This is a genomic window from Mesorhizobium sp. M7A.F.Ca.US.008.03.1.1 (assembly GCF_003997495.1).
Classification (GTDB): Bacteria; Pseudomonadota; Alphaproteobacteria; order Rhizobiales; family Rhizobiaceae; genus Mesorhizobium.
Genome location: NZ_RZRU01000003.1, coordinates 464,712 through 478,429, shown reverse-complemented (window position 1 = coordinate 478,429; position 13,718 = coordinate 464,712). Strand labels below are relative to the sequence as shown.

12 protein-coding genes and 1 tRNA gene are annotated in these 13,718 nt (G+C 60.6%); 6 read left to right on the top strand and 7 right to left on the bottom strand.

The window, feature by feature from the left end:
• Nucleotides 1-97 precede the first annotated feature (97 nt).
• The gene (locus tag EOA16_RS07785) at nt 98-1,564 is read right to left on the bottom strand and encodes an alpha-glucosidase/alpha-galactosidase (RefSeq protein ID WP_127256875.1); all 1,467 of its coding nucleotides are present in this window, start codon (nt 1,562-1,564) and stop codon (nt 98-100) included.
• 75 nt (nt 1,565-1,639) lie between these two features.
• On the opposite strand from EOA16_RS07785, the gene EOA16_RS07780 reads away from it, so the two are divergent.
• The gene (locus tag EOA16_RS07780; RefSeq protein WP_206517316.1) at nt 1,640-2,686 is read left to right on the top strand and encodes an AraC family transcriptional regulator; all 1,047 of its coding nucleotides are present in this window, start codon (nt 1,640-1,642) and stop codon (nt 2,684-2,686) included.
• A gap of 27 nt (nt 2,687-2,713) precedes the next feature.
• Here EOA16_RS07780 and EOA16_RS07775 read toward each other — a convergent pair whose 3' ends face one another.
• The 5 genes from EOA16_RS07775 to EOA16_RS07755 form a co-directional block, all read right to left on the bottom strand.
• Nucleotides 2,714-4,741, bottom strand: a complete 2,028-nt coding sequence (locus tag EOA16_RS07775) for an aldo/keto reductase (protein ID WP_127256871.1) — start codon at nt 4,739-4,741, stop codon at nt 2,714-2,716.
• Nucleotides 4,742-4,777: 36 nt separating this feature from the next.
• Nucleotides 4,778-5,857, bottom strand: coding sequence for a sn-glycerol-3-phosphate ABC transporter ATP-binding protein UgpC (gene ugpC, locus EOA16_RS07770; RefSeq protein WP_127256869.1), 1,080 nt, complete (start codon nt 5,855-5,857; stop codon nt 4,778-4,780).
• 8 nt (nt 5,858-5,865) lie between these two features.
• The gene (locus EOA16_RS07765) at nt 5,866-6,702 is read right to left on the bottom strand and encodes a carbohydrate ABC transporter permease (protein WP_127256867.1); all 837 of its coding nucleotides are present in this window, start codon (nt 6,700-6,702) and stop codon (nt 5,866-5,868) included.
• Complete coding sequence (locus EOA16_RS07760) at nt 6,699-7,559, bottom strand: sugar ABC transporter permease (RefSeq protein WP_127256865.1); 861 nt, start codon at nt 7,557-7,559, stop codon at nt 6,699-6,701. The genes EOA16_RS07765 and EOA16_RS07760 overlap by 4 nt, the downstream gene beginning before the upstream one ends.
• A gap of 107 nt (nt 7,560-7,666) precedes the next feature.
• A complete protein-coding gene (locus EOA16_RS07755; RefSeq protein WP_127256863.1) occupies nt 7,667-8,938 on the bottom strand; it encodes an extracellular solute-binding protein in 1,272 nt (423 codons plus the stop codon).
• An 85-nt stretch (nt 8,939-9,023) separates the two neighbouring features.
• On the opposite strand from EOA16_RS07755, the gene EOA16_RS07750 reads away from it, so the two are divergent.
• The 5 genes from EOA16_RS07750 to EOA16_RS07730 all read left to right on the top strand — a co-directional run bounded on the left by EOA16_RS07750 (nt 9,024) and on the right by EOA16_RS07730 (nt 12,216).
• Nucleotides 9,024-9,917 (top strand): helix-turn-helix domain-containing protein, encoded by an 894-nt coding sequence (locus EOA16_RS07750; RefSeq protein WP_206517315.1) that lies wholly within the window; start codon nt 9,024-9,026, stop codon nt 9,915-9,917.
• 321 nt (nt 9,918-10,238) lie between these two features.
• Nucleotides 10,239-10,314, top strand: a tRNA-Phe gene (locus tag EOA16_RS07745).
• Nucleotides 10,315-10,555: 241 nt separating this feature from the next.
• On the top strand, nt 10,556-11,041 hold the full coding sequence (locus EOA16_RS07740) for an antitoxin Xre/MbcA/ParS toxin-binding domain-containing protein (protein WP_127256859.1): 486 nt from the start codon (nt 10,556-10,558) through the stop codon (nt 11,039-11,041).
• Nucleotides 11,038-11,547, top strand: a complete 510-nt coding sequence (locus EOA16_RS07735; RefSeq protein ID WP_127256857.1) for an RES domain-containing protein — start codon at nt 11,038-11,040, stop codon at nt 11,545-11,547. The genes EOA16_RS07740 and EOA16_RS07735 overlap by 4 nt, the downstream gene beginning before the upstream one ends.
• Before the next feature lie 228 nt (nt 11,548-11,775).
• Entirely contained in the window at nt 11,776-12,216 is a 441-nt protein-coding gene (locus tag EOA16_RS07730) for a hypothetical protein (protein ID WP_127256856.1), read from the top strand.
• Nucleotides 12,217-12,312: 96 nt separating this feature from the next.
• Here EOA16_RS07730 and EOA16_RS07725 read toward each other — a convergent pair whose 3' ends face one another.
• On the bottom strand, nt 12,313-13,581 hold the full coding sequence (locus EOA16_RS07725) for a DUF6161 domain-containing protein (protein WP_127256854.1): 1,269 nt from the start codon (nt 13,579-13,581) through the stop codon (nt 12,313-12,315).
• Nucleotides 13,582-13,718: the final 137 nt, after the last annotated feature.

The following is a 13,718-nucleotide window of genomic DNA, read 5'->3' as shown; positions in this document are numbered from 1 at the left end:
ACCCGCTCCGCCTCTCCTCGAATTCAAACGGCTTCGTGGCAGTGGATCCGCCTCCCATGGATCCAGCATCACCGCATGAACTTTCAGCCGGCCCGTTTCAGCCGGCTTGCTTCAGTGCGGCTTTTTCGGCGCGCAATTCCTCGATCGAGCGCACGCTGCGCCGTGCGGCGCCCGCCCACTCGCGGGTCTTCACCTGAGATGTCGACAGCCGCTCCCTGGCGGCCGGAACCGCATGGGCATATTGCGGCAGCCAGGCTGCCTGGGCGACGACCATTTCGTCGACCATCTGCCAGACCTCCTCCGGCGTCGAAACCGCGCCGACCAACGGGTCATGCAGCACGGCGAGCTTCAGAAGATCGATGTCGCCCGATATCGCGGCATGCACCGACATGCGCTGGACGTTGATCGAAGCGATGCAGGTGGCGGCGCAGGCCTCCGGCAACGTGATGCCGGCGGCCATGTTGATGCCAAAACGGTCGACGAAGCCCGGCGACTCGATGATGGCATCCTGCGGCAGGTTGGTGATCACGCCATTGTTCTTGACGTTGAAGTGGCCGCGATAGACCCGGTTGGTCTCCAGCGCCTCCAATATGTGGCTGGCATGCTCATTGGAGCGCTTCTCCCGGTTGATCGGCTTTGACGCCGCTTCGAGGAACTGCGGATATTCCGTCTCGAACCAGTTGCGGGTTTCGGTGGAGTAGCGGAGATAGCCGCCAGTTTCACCGTGGATCCAGTCGGACATATCGATCCAGCGCGTGATCTCGTCGGGACGTTTACGGTACCAGGGCAGATATTCGGACAGGTGGCCATTGCTTTCGGTCGAATAGACGCCGAAGCGCTTCAGGACATCGATGCGCAGCTTCTCCTGTTGCGAATAGACCGGATGCGCCTCGAAGGCCGCCACCAGTTCGTCCTTGCCGATGGGGCGGCCGTTCAGGCGCAGGTCGATGAACCAGGTCTGGTGGTTGATGCCGGAACAGACATAGTCGAGCTCCTGAGTGGACTTCGCGCCAAGCACCTCGGCGATCTGCTCGGCACCATGCTGGACGCCGTGGCAGAGCCCGACGGTGTCGACCTTGCCGTATTCGATCGCGGCCCAGGTGTTCATCGCCATCGGGTTGGCGTAGTTCAGGAATTTGACGTTCGTCTCGGCGACCTCACTGATGTCCTTGCAGAAATCCAGGATCACCGGGATGTTGCGCTGGCCATAGAGAATGCCGCCGGCGCAGATCGTGTCGCCGACGCATTGATCGATGCCGTATTTCAGGGGAATGCGGATATCGTCGGCATAGGCTTCGAGCCCGCCGACCCGCACGCAACTGATGACGTAGCGTGCGCCTTCAAGCGCCTTGCGGCGGTCGGTCGTCGCCGTCACCCTAGTGGGCAACCTGTTTGCCTCGACGATCCTGTCGAGGATCGCCTTGATCATCTGAAGGTTGTGCTCGCTGACGTCGGTCAGCGCGAATTCGATGTCGGTGAATTCGGGCACGCACAAGATGTCGGTGAACAATTTCTTGGTGAAGCCGACGCTGCCGGCACCGATGATAGCGATTTTGAAACTCATCAGCCGCACCTCATTCCGTTCACATGGCAGACAAGGAATGACAATGGGAGGCTGTAGCCATATGCCGCGACATGTATGCGCGACAAGCCGGAATCCGGCTCGCCAACCTCCCTGCCCGCTCCTCGACTGCGGATCTCTCTCGCTTTTCGGCTGGGATTATGCGCTTATTCGCGAGCGCGACCAGAGAAGGATTATGCTTTCAGGGGTAATTTTGTGCTGCAGGAATTGATAGCCAATGGACAGTCCATGCGCACGATCTCGCTGCCGCGCGGCCGCCAGCGCCTGCACGCCATGCCGACGAGCACGGGCTATGAAGTGCGCGAGGAGGAAATCTACGACTGGGATGGGCGCAGGCGCGGCCAGACACCGTTCACCGTGCTCCAGCACACGATCAGCGGAACCGGCCGGCTGCGGTACGAGAACCGCAACTACCGCCTGCAGAAGAACGACACATTGCTGGTGCTGGTGCCGCACAACCACCGCTACTGGCTGGCCGGGGATGAGCGCTGGGAATATTTCTGGATTTCGATGAACGGCGAAGAGGCGCTGCGCATCCACAAGTCGATCCTCAGCGTCTCTGGTCCGGTATTTCGGCTGCAGCCGGCGACGATCGATCATCTTGCCGATTGCAGCCTGCGCCTGATCAAAGGGGCCGCTTCGCCTGGGGCTGCTTCGGCGATAGCCTACGAGGCTGCGATGGCGCTCTATGACGATGTCTTCGGCTCCCATGCCTTCGCCGAAAAACTGAGCGCCATGCAGCCGGTCATCGATCACATCAATGCCAATCTCGACAGGCCGCTGCCAGTGGCGGACCTGGTCCAGATCAGTGGCCTCAGCCGGGCTCATTTCTCACGCTGCTTTGCCGAAAGCGAAGGCCTGCCGCCCGCCGAATTCGTGCTGCAGCAGCGCCTGCAACGCGCGGCGAAGCTGCTGACCAAGGCGGACTTCCTGCCGGTGAAGGAAGTCGCCATCCTGTGCGGCTTCGAGGACGCCAACTATTTTTCGAAGGTCTTCCGCCGCTGCTACGGCATTACACCAAGCCAATTCCGCACCACCGGCATGTATGCCAATTTGAGAACTCCGGCGCGGCGCGGCGTCAGGGCCCCTGATGACGAGGCCTGACACCGCCACTGTTAGACAGGCAACTGGCTAGGCTGCGCGCCGGCTGCCGCCATCCAGCCATTCGAGATCGGCCTGCGAAAGCGTGATGTCGAAGGCGCGCAGGCTGTCGTCCAACTCGTCCAGCGTGCGCGGCCCGATCAGGGGGATGGATGGGAAGGGCTGGGCGAGCACATAGGCCAGCGCAACATGGATCGGGCTCTTGCCCAGTCTCGCGGCAAGTTCGATTGCCCGGTCGCGGCGGCCGAAATTCCGCTCCGAGTACCACACCCGCACCAGTTCCTCGTTGTCGCGCTTGTCGCGCCCGGCGCGATCGGTGAAGAAGCCGCGCCCCTGGCTCGACCAAGCGAAATTCGGCATCTGCCTGGATGTCAGCCAGGCCTTCCACGCATCCGTGGAGGACGTAATGCAGCCTGCCCAGATCGGCTCCAGCATTTCGGCCAGCGAGAAATTGTTGGATAGCGCGCCGGGCCTTTGCTTGCCGGTGCGTTCGGCGTAGGCAATTGCCTCATCCATGCGTTCCATCGTCCAGTTCGAACCGCCGAACGGGCCGCGGATGCGGCCAGCCTTCACCTCGCGATCCATCGCATCGACGAATTCGCCGACCGGCACATCGGGATTGTCGCGGTGCATGAAATAGACATCGACATGATTGGTCTGCAGGCGTTCGAGCGACTGGTCGAGCTGCTTGCCGATCACATCGGGATAGCACAGCGGCGAGTGCGCGCCCTTTGCGATGACCACCGATTGCGCGCGCACGCCGCGGTTTTTCAACCACTCGCCAAGCAGCTTCTCGGTATAGCCGCCGCCATAGACATAGCCGGTATCAAAGAGATTGCCGCCGGCCTCGAAAAAGGCATCGAGCAGGATCGAGCCTGAGGAAAACGTACGGAAATCCTCGAAGCCGAGCGCCACCACCGATGCCGGCTTCGACAGGCCAGGAATGGTGCGCTTGGCGATCGCCGTGCCGCCGGACCGCAAAGGCCGGCCGGAGATGGTGTTGGTACGCTGCTGGGCCTTCTCGATCCCGTATTCGAGGCCGGCAGCCGCCCGCCATTTGTCCAGCACACGCAAGGTGCCGAGGCTTTCCGCCCACGCCATGCCCGGCCAGGCGAATTCCTGCCGCCCGGCGCGGATGGCCTCACCGGCTGCGTCGACCTCGAAGGAATAGACATGGCGCTTCTCGTTGACGCTGATGGTCTCGCGCGCGCCGTCGGATGCGATGATGTCGATCTGGCCGAGGCCGATTTCGCGATTGCCGCCGGCGAACCAGAAGTCCGGCACTTCGATGCGGCCTTTGGTGCCCAGGATGCGCAAGACATTGTCCTGGTTGAGCGAGATGCTGCAGGAGACTTCGGCGACAATGCCACTTGGGAAATGCAGCAGCGCGGAGGCCCATTCGTCGACGCCGGACTGGCCAAGATGGGCGGTGCCGACCACCTTGTCAGGCTCGGCGAAGAGAAGTCCTGTCGCCTCCCCGGCAATCAGCCGCACCATCGAGACCGGATATCCGCCGACGTCAAGGACGCCGCCGCCGGCGAGATCGTTGGCATAGAGACGGTGCTCCGGCATGAAGCGCGGCATGGCGAAGCCGAAGCTCGACTTGATCATCCTGGTCTCGCCGATGACGCCAGACCTGATCAGTTCCACCAGCTTCAGCGTCTGCGGGTGCAACCGGTACATGAAGGCTTCGCCGAGAAATGTGCCGGCCTTGCGCGCGGCATGGATCATGGCGTCGGCCTCGAAGGCGGTCAACGCGAGCGGCTTTTCGCACAGCACATGCTTTCCGGCCTCGGCCGCCTTGATCGCCCATTGCGCATGCCCGGGATGCGGTATCGAAATGTAGACGGCGTCGATATCGGGATCGGCGAGCAGCGCGTCGTAGCCGTCGAGGATGCGGGCACCGGGGAAACTCTCGGCGAGACCTGGCGTGGCGGGATTTCGCGCGCCGATGGCGACCAGCTTTCCGGTGCGCGAAGCGGCCACGCCACGGGCAAAGGACTGGGCGATGCTGCCCGGGCCGAGAATGCCCCAGCGAATGGGCGTGGTTGCGGTCATTGTCATTCTCCTTGAAGGCTGGAAAGGGCCGAGCGGTCAGCGCAGCCGCAGTCCTTTTTCGTCGAACAGGTAGGATTTGCGGATGGAAACGGTGATTTCGGACGTATCGGGAACCTTTGCCGCGTCGCGCTGGATCACCACGTCGTCACCGTTGGCCGTTCTGGTGTAGAGAAAGCTCGTGCCGCCGAGGTGCTCAATCACGTCGATGCCGACGACGAGGTCGGCGCCACCTTCTCCCGCACTGCCGAAATGTTCGGGCCGCACGCCGACGATGACCTTGCTGCCCACTTCGGGCATGGCGCCTGTCAGCGGCTGGGTGATACGGGTCTTCTCCTGACCCGCCAGTTCCACCACGACACCGCGTGCATCGTGCTCGACAATGCGGCCATTTACGAAATTCATCTTCGGCGAGCCGACAAAGCCTGCCACGAACTGATTGTCGGGGTTGTCGTAGAGATCAAGCGGCCGGCCGATCTGCTCGATATGGCCGGCGCGCATCACGACGATCCTGTCGGCGAGCGTCATCGCCTCGGTCTGGTCGTGCGTGACATAGATCATGGTGGCGCCGAGCTCCTTGTGCAGCCGGGAAATCTCGACGCGCATCTGGACGCGCAGTTCGGCGTCGAGATTGGAGAGCGGCTCATCGAACAGGAACACCTGCGGTTCGCGCACGATGGCGCGGCCGATGGCGACGCGCTGGCGCTGGCCGCCGGAGAGTTTTTTCGGGCGCCTGTCCATCAATTCGCTGATGCGCAGGATCTCGGCCGCCCGCTTCACCCGCCGTTCGGTGTCGGCCTTTGGGTTGCCGGTCATGCGCAGGCCGAAAGAGAGGTTCTGCTCGACGCTCATATGCGGATAGAGCGCGTAGGACTGGAACACCATGGCGATGCCGCGGTCGGCTGGTTCGACATCGTTGACCACCTTGCCGCCGATGGCGATCTCGCCGCCGCTGATGTCCTCGAGCCCGGCGATCATCCTGAGCAGTGTGGATTTGCCGCAGCCGGAGGGGCCGACGAAGACGACGAACTCGCCGTCCTTGATGTCGATGCTGGCGCCATGAACGACCTCGAAGACGCCGAAGCGCTTGACGACATTGTTGAGCGTGACCGTTGCCATGCTGCCCCTTACTTGACCGCGCCGGCGGCAATGCCGGCGATGAAATGACGCTGCAGCAGCACGAAGACGACGAGCATCGGCACCGTCAGCATCACCGCGCCCGCCATGATGCCGCCCCATGACACCTTGGTGAGGCCGATTAGCGTACCGAGCGCCACCGGCGCCGTCATCGAACCCGGCTGGCTGTTGATCAGAAGCGGCCACAGATAATTATTCCAGGAGGCGAGGAACAGGATGATGGCGAGCGCCGCCAGCATCGGCCTAGCCAAAGGCAGTGCGACGAAAAGGAAGATGCGCCATTCCTTCACGCCCTCGACGCGCGCCGCATCGAAGAGGTCGTCCGGCATCATCGAAAAACTCTGCCGCATGAACAGCACGCCGAGTGAATTGAACAACGGCGGCACGATCAGCGCCACCCAGGTGTTGGCGAGCTTGAAGTCGCGCGCCACCATGATGAATTGCGGGATCAACACGACCGCATAAGGCAGCGTTATGGTGCCCAGGATGATGGCGACAACCACGCCCTTGCCGAAGAACTGGTAGCGGGCCAGCGCCCAGCCGGCCATCGACGTTAGCAGCACCGACAGGATGGTGTAAGTCACCGCCACCGAGACCGAAATGCCGATGGCTCCGACGAAGTTGGTGTCACGCTGCAGATTGTTGAAATTGTCGATGAAGTTGCCGTGCGGCAAAAGCTCGATGCCGGGGCTGAAGATGCCGTTGTCCGGCATGGTCGAGAACACCACCATCATCCACAGCGGAAACAGCCAGATCAGCGCCAGCGGCGTCAGGAACAGATGCAGAGCGATGCTGCGTCCCAGTCTGGCGGAGGAGCGCGAACTCATTTCGGTTCCCTCGTCAGCCACAGCTGCGCCAGCGTGATGGCGATCGCCAGCCCGGCCATGGTGTAGGCGACGGCCGACGCATAGCCGAAATTGAGCGACCGAAAACCCTGGCGGTAAAGCAGCAGGCCAAGCGTCTCCGTACCGCCGCCCGGCCCGCCGCGCTCGGTGATCAGGAAGGGCTCGGTGAACAGCTGCATGGTGCCGATGATCGACAGCACGAGACAGAACACGATGACCGGCTTCAGGAGCGGCAGGGTGATGTAGAAGAACTGCTTGAGCTTGCTGACGCGGTCGAGCGTCGCCGCCTCGTAGACATCTTCGGGAATGGACTGCATGCCGGCGAGCAGGATGATGGCGTTGTAACCGGCCCAGCGCCAGGTCACCGCGATCATGATCAGTGCCATCGCCGGCGTGACGTTGGAAAACCAGTCGATCCTGGGCAGGCCGACGCTGTTCAGGAGCTTGTTGATGATGCCGAAATCGAGGTTGAACATCAGCCGGAACACCGCCGAATAAGCAACTTCGCCGACCACCACCGGGGCGAAGAAGGCAAAGCGGTAGAGGCCGCGCGCCTTCAAGAGCGGCGAGTTCAAAAGCACCGCCATGACGAGCGCCAGCGAGATCATCACCGGCACCTGTATGACAAGGATGAGCAGCGTGTTCTTCAGGGCGTTGAAGAAGGCCGGATCGCCGATCAATCGGCCCCAGTTGAAGCTCGGCGCGAACCGCCACGGCACGGTGCGCGTCGCCTGGAAGGAGATCAAGAAGGAGCTGATGATCGGCCACACCCAGAAGATCGCGAAGATCAGCAGATAGGGCGTGAGGAAGCGATAGGCCGTGGCGTTGCGATTGCGCATTCTTGCCTCCTTCCCGGGTTCAAGGGGTGGCGCGCCCGCTGAAACGCCGGGCGCGTTCGGGAATGGTCCCAGGCAGCATCATGCCGTCCGGGACCATCTCGTCCAGATCAAGATTTGACGGGCAGTCCGGTCGCCGCCGCGATCTGGCTTGCAGCGTCGTCGAGCGCCGCCTTGGCGTCCGGATAGCCACCGGCCAGATACTTGGTCTGCACGGCGCGGACGATGATTTCGGCGTCGCTCTGGAACTGCGTGCCGCGGCTCGGAACAACCTTCGGCAAGGTACCGAGAATGTCCTTCCATACCGCCTGGCCGCCCCAGTAAGGCAGGCCTTGCGCGACATAGGGATCGTCGAGTGCCGAGATCAGGGACGGCACCAAGCCGAACTCCTTCAGCATCGTGATCTGGCCTTCATTGGTTCCCAGCGTGTATTTCAGATAGGCGTAGGCAGCCTCCTTGTTCTTGGACGCGGATGTGATGGCCAGGGAAGACCCGCCGAGATTGGCGGCGCGAGGCCCGTCGGCGGTGAGACTCGGCATCAGATAGACGCCCCATTTGCCGTTTTCACCGGCAGATTCGGTGCGAATAGTGCCTTCATACCAGCCGCCATAGACCTGGGTAGCGACCGTGCCGGCGGTATTGTTGGTGATCTTGGTGCCCCAGTCGGCCGACGAGATGATGCCGGCGTCCTTCATCTCCTTGACCTTGGTCATGGCATCGACGCATTTGGGCTGGTTGACCGTGATCGATTGTCCGTCCTCGGAAAAATAGGCGCAGCCCTGTTCGTTGGAGATCATGCGGAAGAATTCCGAGTCGCCGTTGAAATCGGCATTGGTCATCGAGACGCCTGGGTTGGCGGCCTGGATCTTCTTGCCCGCGGCTATGAAATCATCCCAGGTCTTGATCGAAGCCGGATCGACGCCGGCCTTTTCATAGAAGTCGCGGCGATAAAAGGCGGCCACCGGGCCGGAATCCCACGGCATCGCGTAGGCCTTGTCGCCCACCTCCAGCTCGGTGCGCTTGAAATCAGGGAATTTTTTCTGGTCGTCGGCTGTGTAGCCGAGCGTATGCAGGTCGACGAAGCAGTCGGGGAACTGGCTCCAGTAATTTTCGGCCTCACCGTTCTCGACGGTGACGATGTCGGGCAGGCCTACGCCGCCGGCGGCGCAGCCGGCGATCGACTTGTCGTAAGTCGGCTGGTTGCCGAGATCCTGGACCGTGACCTTGACGTCGGGAAATTGCTTGTTGAAGCCGGCAATGGTCGCCTTCAGCGATGAAGCCGCGACATTCCAGCTCCAGATGGTGATTTCGCCGGATTGCGCGAAGGCCGGGGCTGAGCCCAGGGCAAGCGCGAGCGCGGCGCAGGTCATTGTGATGCGCATTGAAATCCTCCCATTTCATTTGCTCTCTCACTGTGAGCGTGGCTAGACTATGCAGTGGGCAAGGCCTGTCGCCGTCAAAGGGAATATGAAATTGGCGGAAAGTAAGATGTCGGAACGGCCGTTTTACCAGCCTGGCGCCAGCAGCGTGGAAGGCCTGCCGCTGCTCCTGCAGATGTTTCACACCAATCCGCTGGTGATGCTCAAGCCGCATTGGCACGCCCAGGTCGAGGTTAATTTCATCGTGCGCGGCAGCGTGCATTACCGCATGAACGACCACGAGATTTCGCTTTCGGCCGGCGAGATGTGCCTGTTCTGGGGTGGCCTGCCACACCAGATGGACGATTTGTCCGACGACGCCATCTATGCCGGAGCGCATCTGCCGCTGGTGCATTTCTTCCGGCTGCACCTGCCCACTGACATAAGGCACCGGCTGATGACGGGCGCGACGCTGGTGACATCAGCCACCGACCAGTCCGACAACCATAATTTCGAGCGCTGGAACCGCTACGCCCGGTCCGGCGACCAGGCCAAGGCCGAACATGCCGTCAACGAATTGCTGCTGCGGCTGGAGCGGGTCCGGTTCGAGCCTTACCGGCTGGTATCCGCAACCCCGACCGGCCAGGAAACAGGCAGCCCGTTCGATCAGCAGTCGTCGCGCAATGTCGGTCGCATGTGCGATTTCATCGCCGAAAACTTCCTCTACGACATCGATTGCGTGAACATCGCGGCCGCCGCCGACATCCATCCCAAATATGCCATGAGCCTGTTCAAGAAATCCACCGGCATGACGCTCAACGAGTATGTGAACCTGTTGCGGCTGAGCTATGCGCAGGCGCTTTTGATGCATCAGGACGCCAACGTGCTGCGCGTCGCCATGGATTCGGGTTTCGGCTCGCTCAGCGCCTTCAACAAGTCGTTCCGCAAGCTCGCCGGCATGTCGCCCTCCGATTTTCGCCGCGGCGTGACCGGCGCCAGATAGATGGCGGCGACCAGTGGCGTGTCCGAGCCGCAAATGCATTGGTGCGAGTCGATCGCCGGCCAAAGGCAGCGCCACGGCATGTCAGCCGGCAATAGCGGCACGGACAAGAATGGCGAAGGCCGGATCGTCCCATGCCGTGCGCCATTCCGGCCTGCAAGCAGCATGGAAACCGGGGCACCGCACGGCATCGCTTTTCCTGCCTGAAATCGCCACCAAGGCGCTGGACAGGCCGAATTCCCGTGCTATAACCCACGCGCTTTCAAGGGGCGCCCACGGTGTCTCGATGAATTCCGGTCTGCGAGTTTTCGTTTGCCGGAACAGGCCCAGATAGCTCAGTTGGTAGAGCAGCGGACTGAAAATCCGCGTGTCGGTGGTTCGAATCCGCCTCTGGGCACCATTTTCTAAACAATATCAATAACTTAATCGTTGGACGCTTAGCCGTCTTGCGCGCCGTTAAGACCCTGCCCACTACGTCAAATACGACCGCCTTTCCGGCCTTAATTCTAATCATCTGGCTACCGACGCCGCGCACCCGGTCATATGGTCCGGACTGGGTTCAAGCAGCGCCCGCGCTGCCCACTTGAAATCGCCACCGTCAACTGTCATATTTGACGCGACAGTTGACGCAGGAGGCGCACATGACGACTACGGCGGATAAGGTCGTTACGGAAGCGAGAGACGGCGGTCTCCAACGAGTGGAGGCACTGCTCGGCGGGTCTCGTATATTGTCGCGTCGATTGACCAGCGCACTTGATGCGCATGAATTGCTTCTAAGTGGCCTGCCGGCCTCGGCGCTAAACCATCTCGTCGAGCAACTGGTCTTCATTGACAAGACGGCGTCCCTCGAAAAGGCGGTTGGTATGAGCCTGCGAACCTGGCAGCGCCGCAAAGACGCTCCATCCAAGCCCCTTAGCCAAGAGCAAAGCGGACGGACTTGGAAATTCGCAGAGATCCTGGCGAAGGCGACGGATGTCCTCGGCACGCAGGCGGAAGCTGAGCAATGGTTGGAGCGCCCGGCGATCGGTCTCGACCAGCGCCGTCCGATCGATCTTCTGGGCACTCCCGCCGGCGTGGAACTGGTCGAAGACTATCTCGAACGACTTGAATACGGCGTCTATGCATGACGCCTCTGCCAATAGCGCTCGGAGGAACGGAACTCATCGCGTGGCGGCTTGACCAAGCCATCCATGCCGCGACATGGAATAGTGGCGAAGGTGCCTACCGGGTCGGCGGCCGCTGGAACAGCAAAGGCGTAAGAGCTGTGTACTGCTCGATCGATCCCGCCACGGCTATCCTCGAAGTCGCCGTACATAAGGGTTTTCGCGCCCTCGACACAGTTCCTCACACGTTAACAGCCGCTGTCATCAGCGATGCATCGGCTATACATGTCGTTGATCCTGCAAGCGTGCCCAATCCGAACTGGCTGCGCCCTGGTATACCAAGCGCGGGTCAGCAGGCATTCGGGGATGACCTTCTGATGAGCCATCGCGTGGTGGCGATACCGAGTGCGGTCTCTTCACATAGCTGGAACTTGATCTTCGTGGCAAGCGTAGCGGCAGACACCTATGCGCTGAAGCTCCAGGAAACTTTTGCTCTCGACACAAGGCTGCATCCCCCGGCCGGCCGCTAATCTGGCCGCGTGGGCGCTGTGTGCAAGGCGTCGGCTCACCCGGGCGTCGCAGCCAAAATATCTGCGGCTTGGTAACGGCCAGCAGGGTGGCCGTAAAAGCTGGCCAACGTCACCGCAAGCATCATTGGCCGAAACAAGTTTGCGCTCTTCTGCCTACATGCGGATTTAATTTTCTTGGCCACCCCTCATCCCTAGGGCAAACTGCCTGCCGGGGCGCTAGGAGGAGAAATGAGAGCACGCGCAGCAACGCTTGGGGATCTGGAGGATGTCTTTCGCGGTCTGTCCAAGCGGATGTCGGACGAATATGTGGCGGCCGGCAAGGACAGCAAGATCGCCTACGACAATCTGATGATGAATTTGAAGGAAGGCCGCGCGCACGCGCTTGTCGAGGACGACAAGGCCGTCGCGATCATCGCCTGGCATGAGAACAGCGATGCCGCCGACACGCTGTTCGCCGCACGGGAGGATTTCTTCCGTGCTGCGACCGTCCGCTTCTGCAAGCGGCATATCCGGCACATCCAGGCGCTTGCCGGCAACCTCGCCATCCACTCGCGCAGTTGGCTGCAGGGGCCGGATGTCGCAAGATGGTTCGGCGTTATCGGCTATGTCGAGCGCGGCCGGGAGAACGGCGCCACTCTGTTCGAGCTGCCGCCGGCTCGCGCCGCATAAGAATTGCGGCGTGTTGTAAAAACGCCAGCTCTGCCGACAGCGCATTCGCATCTGCGTGCCTACGGTTTGTTCCGGGACTTCGGCGGCTGTTCTCATTCAACCTTGCAGCGGGGCCTTGGCCCGATTGAAGCCCGCATTGATGACCTCGGTGAAATCGGGTGGCTCAATACCGTCGGGGCCGTGACCAGGCGTCTGCCGGAACAACGCCCAAAGAATGAGAGGCCTGTCGCGCTCATCTGCCCGCCCCTTTTCCGTGAGCAAGAAATACGTATCGAGCATCGTCTCGCGCTGTCTGGCGTCATCCATCAGGAGCATCGATCGCATGAAATACCGCATGACCGCCTTCAACATCCACAGATAGACAAGGATTGGAACAGAGAAGATGACAAGACGGCTGAATTGATGCGCGATAGCGGTGCCAACCGATCCTCCGCTCAAGAAGAGGGCGACGTCAAAATGGTTCACAGACGCTACAATAGCCGGCCCAAAGAGATATGCGACAGCCATCGTCACCGCGAGGAAGGCAAACAAGATAACGCAGCCAATTTGGAACCCGCGCCGTGCCTCCAAATAACGGGTGTTCCAATTGAGGCGAGCCCGGTCGAGCTTCCATTCCTCACGGATTGCATTCTCATGGTTCAGAAGATCATTCTGAAATCCCGCCAGTGCTGCGACTGCCTGCTGCGACTTCTCATCGATGTCGACTCCAGCCGCGGAGAGAACGTCCAATTGCCCTCTTTGATCCGCACGTTCCTTTTCGAATTCGGCGCGATAGTTCTGCAGACTCGCCGTAAGCGCAGCGATTTCATTACTTACGGAAGCGGCGCGCTCAGGCTCCTTTGCCTGCTCAATTTTATGAGCATTGTATATCCCGATCTGAATTATCAGAGACAAGCCATCTCTGCCGATCAACTCTTGGCTGTCTATGAGGGGGCCTTTGATCGAATCGTTTGATTCCACGATCAAAGCAGCTGCAGCAACGATGCCAAATTGTTTTGCCTGCTCTGCTGACCTACCTGCTATGGACACCTTAATAAAGGAACGGAGTTGCTGCATGTCGTCATCACGAAGTATCGGTAAGATTCCGCTAACTATTGATTTATCTCTACTCTGGACAAAAAGAGCCGGACTATTGTCCAGCAATGCACGACACTCCCTAAGTACTTTGTCTGCCAGATCGCTTATGCTCGCACTTCCGGAGGCATTTTCGGTCTGAAATGGCACGTCCTGAAACAGAGATCTGAGCTCATCGTACAAGACCGTTTGCTGGGCAACGAGCGCTCTGGCGTTACCACCAGTTTTATCAGGCAGTTCAACACTTCTATCTCGGAGCAATTCGATCAAAAAATATATCAGATTGTCCATTCCATCCCCCGCCACCTGTTTTAAATAGACACCTCGTCAAAGGCAGTGACAAGCGAACCAAAAAACTAATCACCGATTTCATTATGTTGCGATGGCATATCGACGTTCGGCTGACGCAGACCTCGCACCCACGGGGC

Excerpts from the sequence above, each read along its gene's own strand:
- EOA16_RS07785 (WP_127256875.1), bottom strand. The coding sequence starts at position 1,564 with ATGAGTTTCAAAATCGCTATCATCGGTGCCGGCAGCGTCGGCTTCACC.
- EOA16_RS07780 (WP_206517316.1), top strand. The coding sequence starts at position 1,640 with ATGCGCGACAAGCCGGAATCCGGCTCGCCAACCTCCCTGCCCGCTCCT.
- EOA16_RS07775 (WP_127256871.1), bottom strand. The coding sequence starts at position 4,741 with ATGACCGCAACCACGCCCATTCGCTGGGGCATTCTCGGCCCGGGCAGC.
- ugpC (WP_127256869.1), bottom strand. The coding sequence starts at position 5,857 with ATGGCAACGGTCACGCTCAACAATGTCGTCAAGCGCTTCGGCGTCTTC.
- EOA16_RS07765 (WP_127256867.1), bottom strand. The coding sequence starts at position 6,702 with ATGAGTTCGCGCTCCTCCGCCAGACTGGGACGCAGCATCGCTCTGCAT.
- EOA16_RS07760 (WP_127256865.1), bottom strand. The coding sequence starts at position 7,559 with ATGCGCAATCGCAACGCCACGGCCTATCGCTTCCTCACGCCCTATCTG.
- EOA16_RS07755 (WP_127256863.1), bottom strand. The coding sequence starts at position 8,938 with ATGCGCATCACAATGACCTGCGCCGCGCTCGCGCTTGCCCTGGGCTCA.
- EOA16_RS07750 (WP_206517315.1), top strand. The coding sequence starts at position 9,024 with ATGAAATTGGCGGAAAGTAAGATGTCGGAACGGCCGTTTTACCAGCCT.
- EOA16_RS07740 (WP_127256859.1), top strand. The coding sequence starts at position 10,556 with ATGACGACTACGGCGGATAAGGTCGTTACGGAAGCGAGAGACGGCGGT.
- EOA16_RS07735 (WP_127256857.1), top strand. The coding sequence starts at position 11,038 with ATGACGCCTCTGCCAATAGCGCTCGGAGGAACGGAACTCATCGCGTGG.
- EOA16_RS07730 (WP_127256856.1), top strand. The coding sequence starts at position 11,776 with ATGAGAGCACGCGCAGCAACGCTTGGGGATCTGGAGGATGTCTTTCGC.
- EOA16_RS07725 (WP_127256854.1), bottom strand. The coding sequence starts at position 13,581 with ATGGACAATCTGATATATTTTTTGATCGAATTGCTCCGAGATAGAAGT.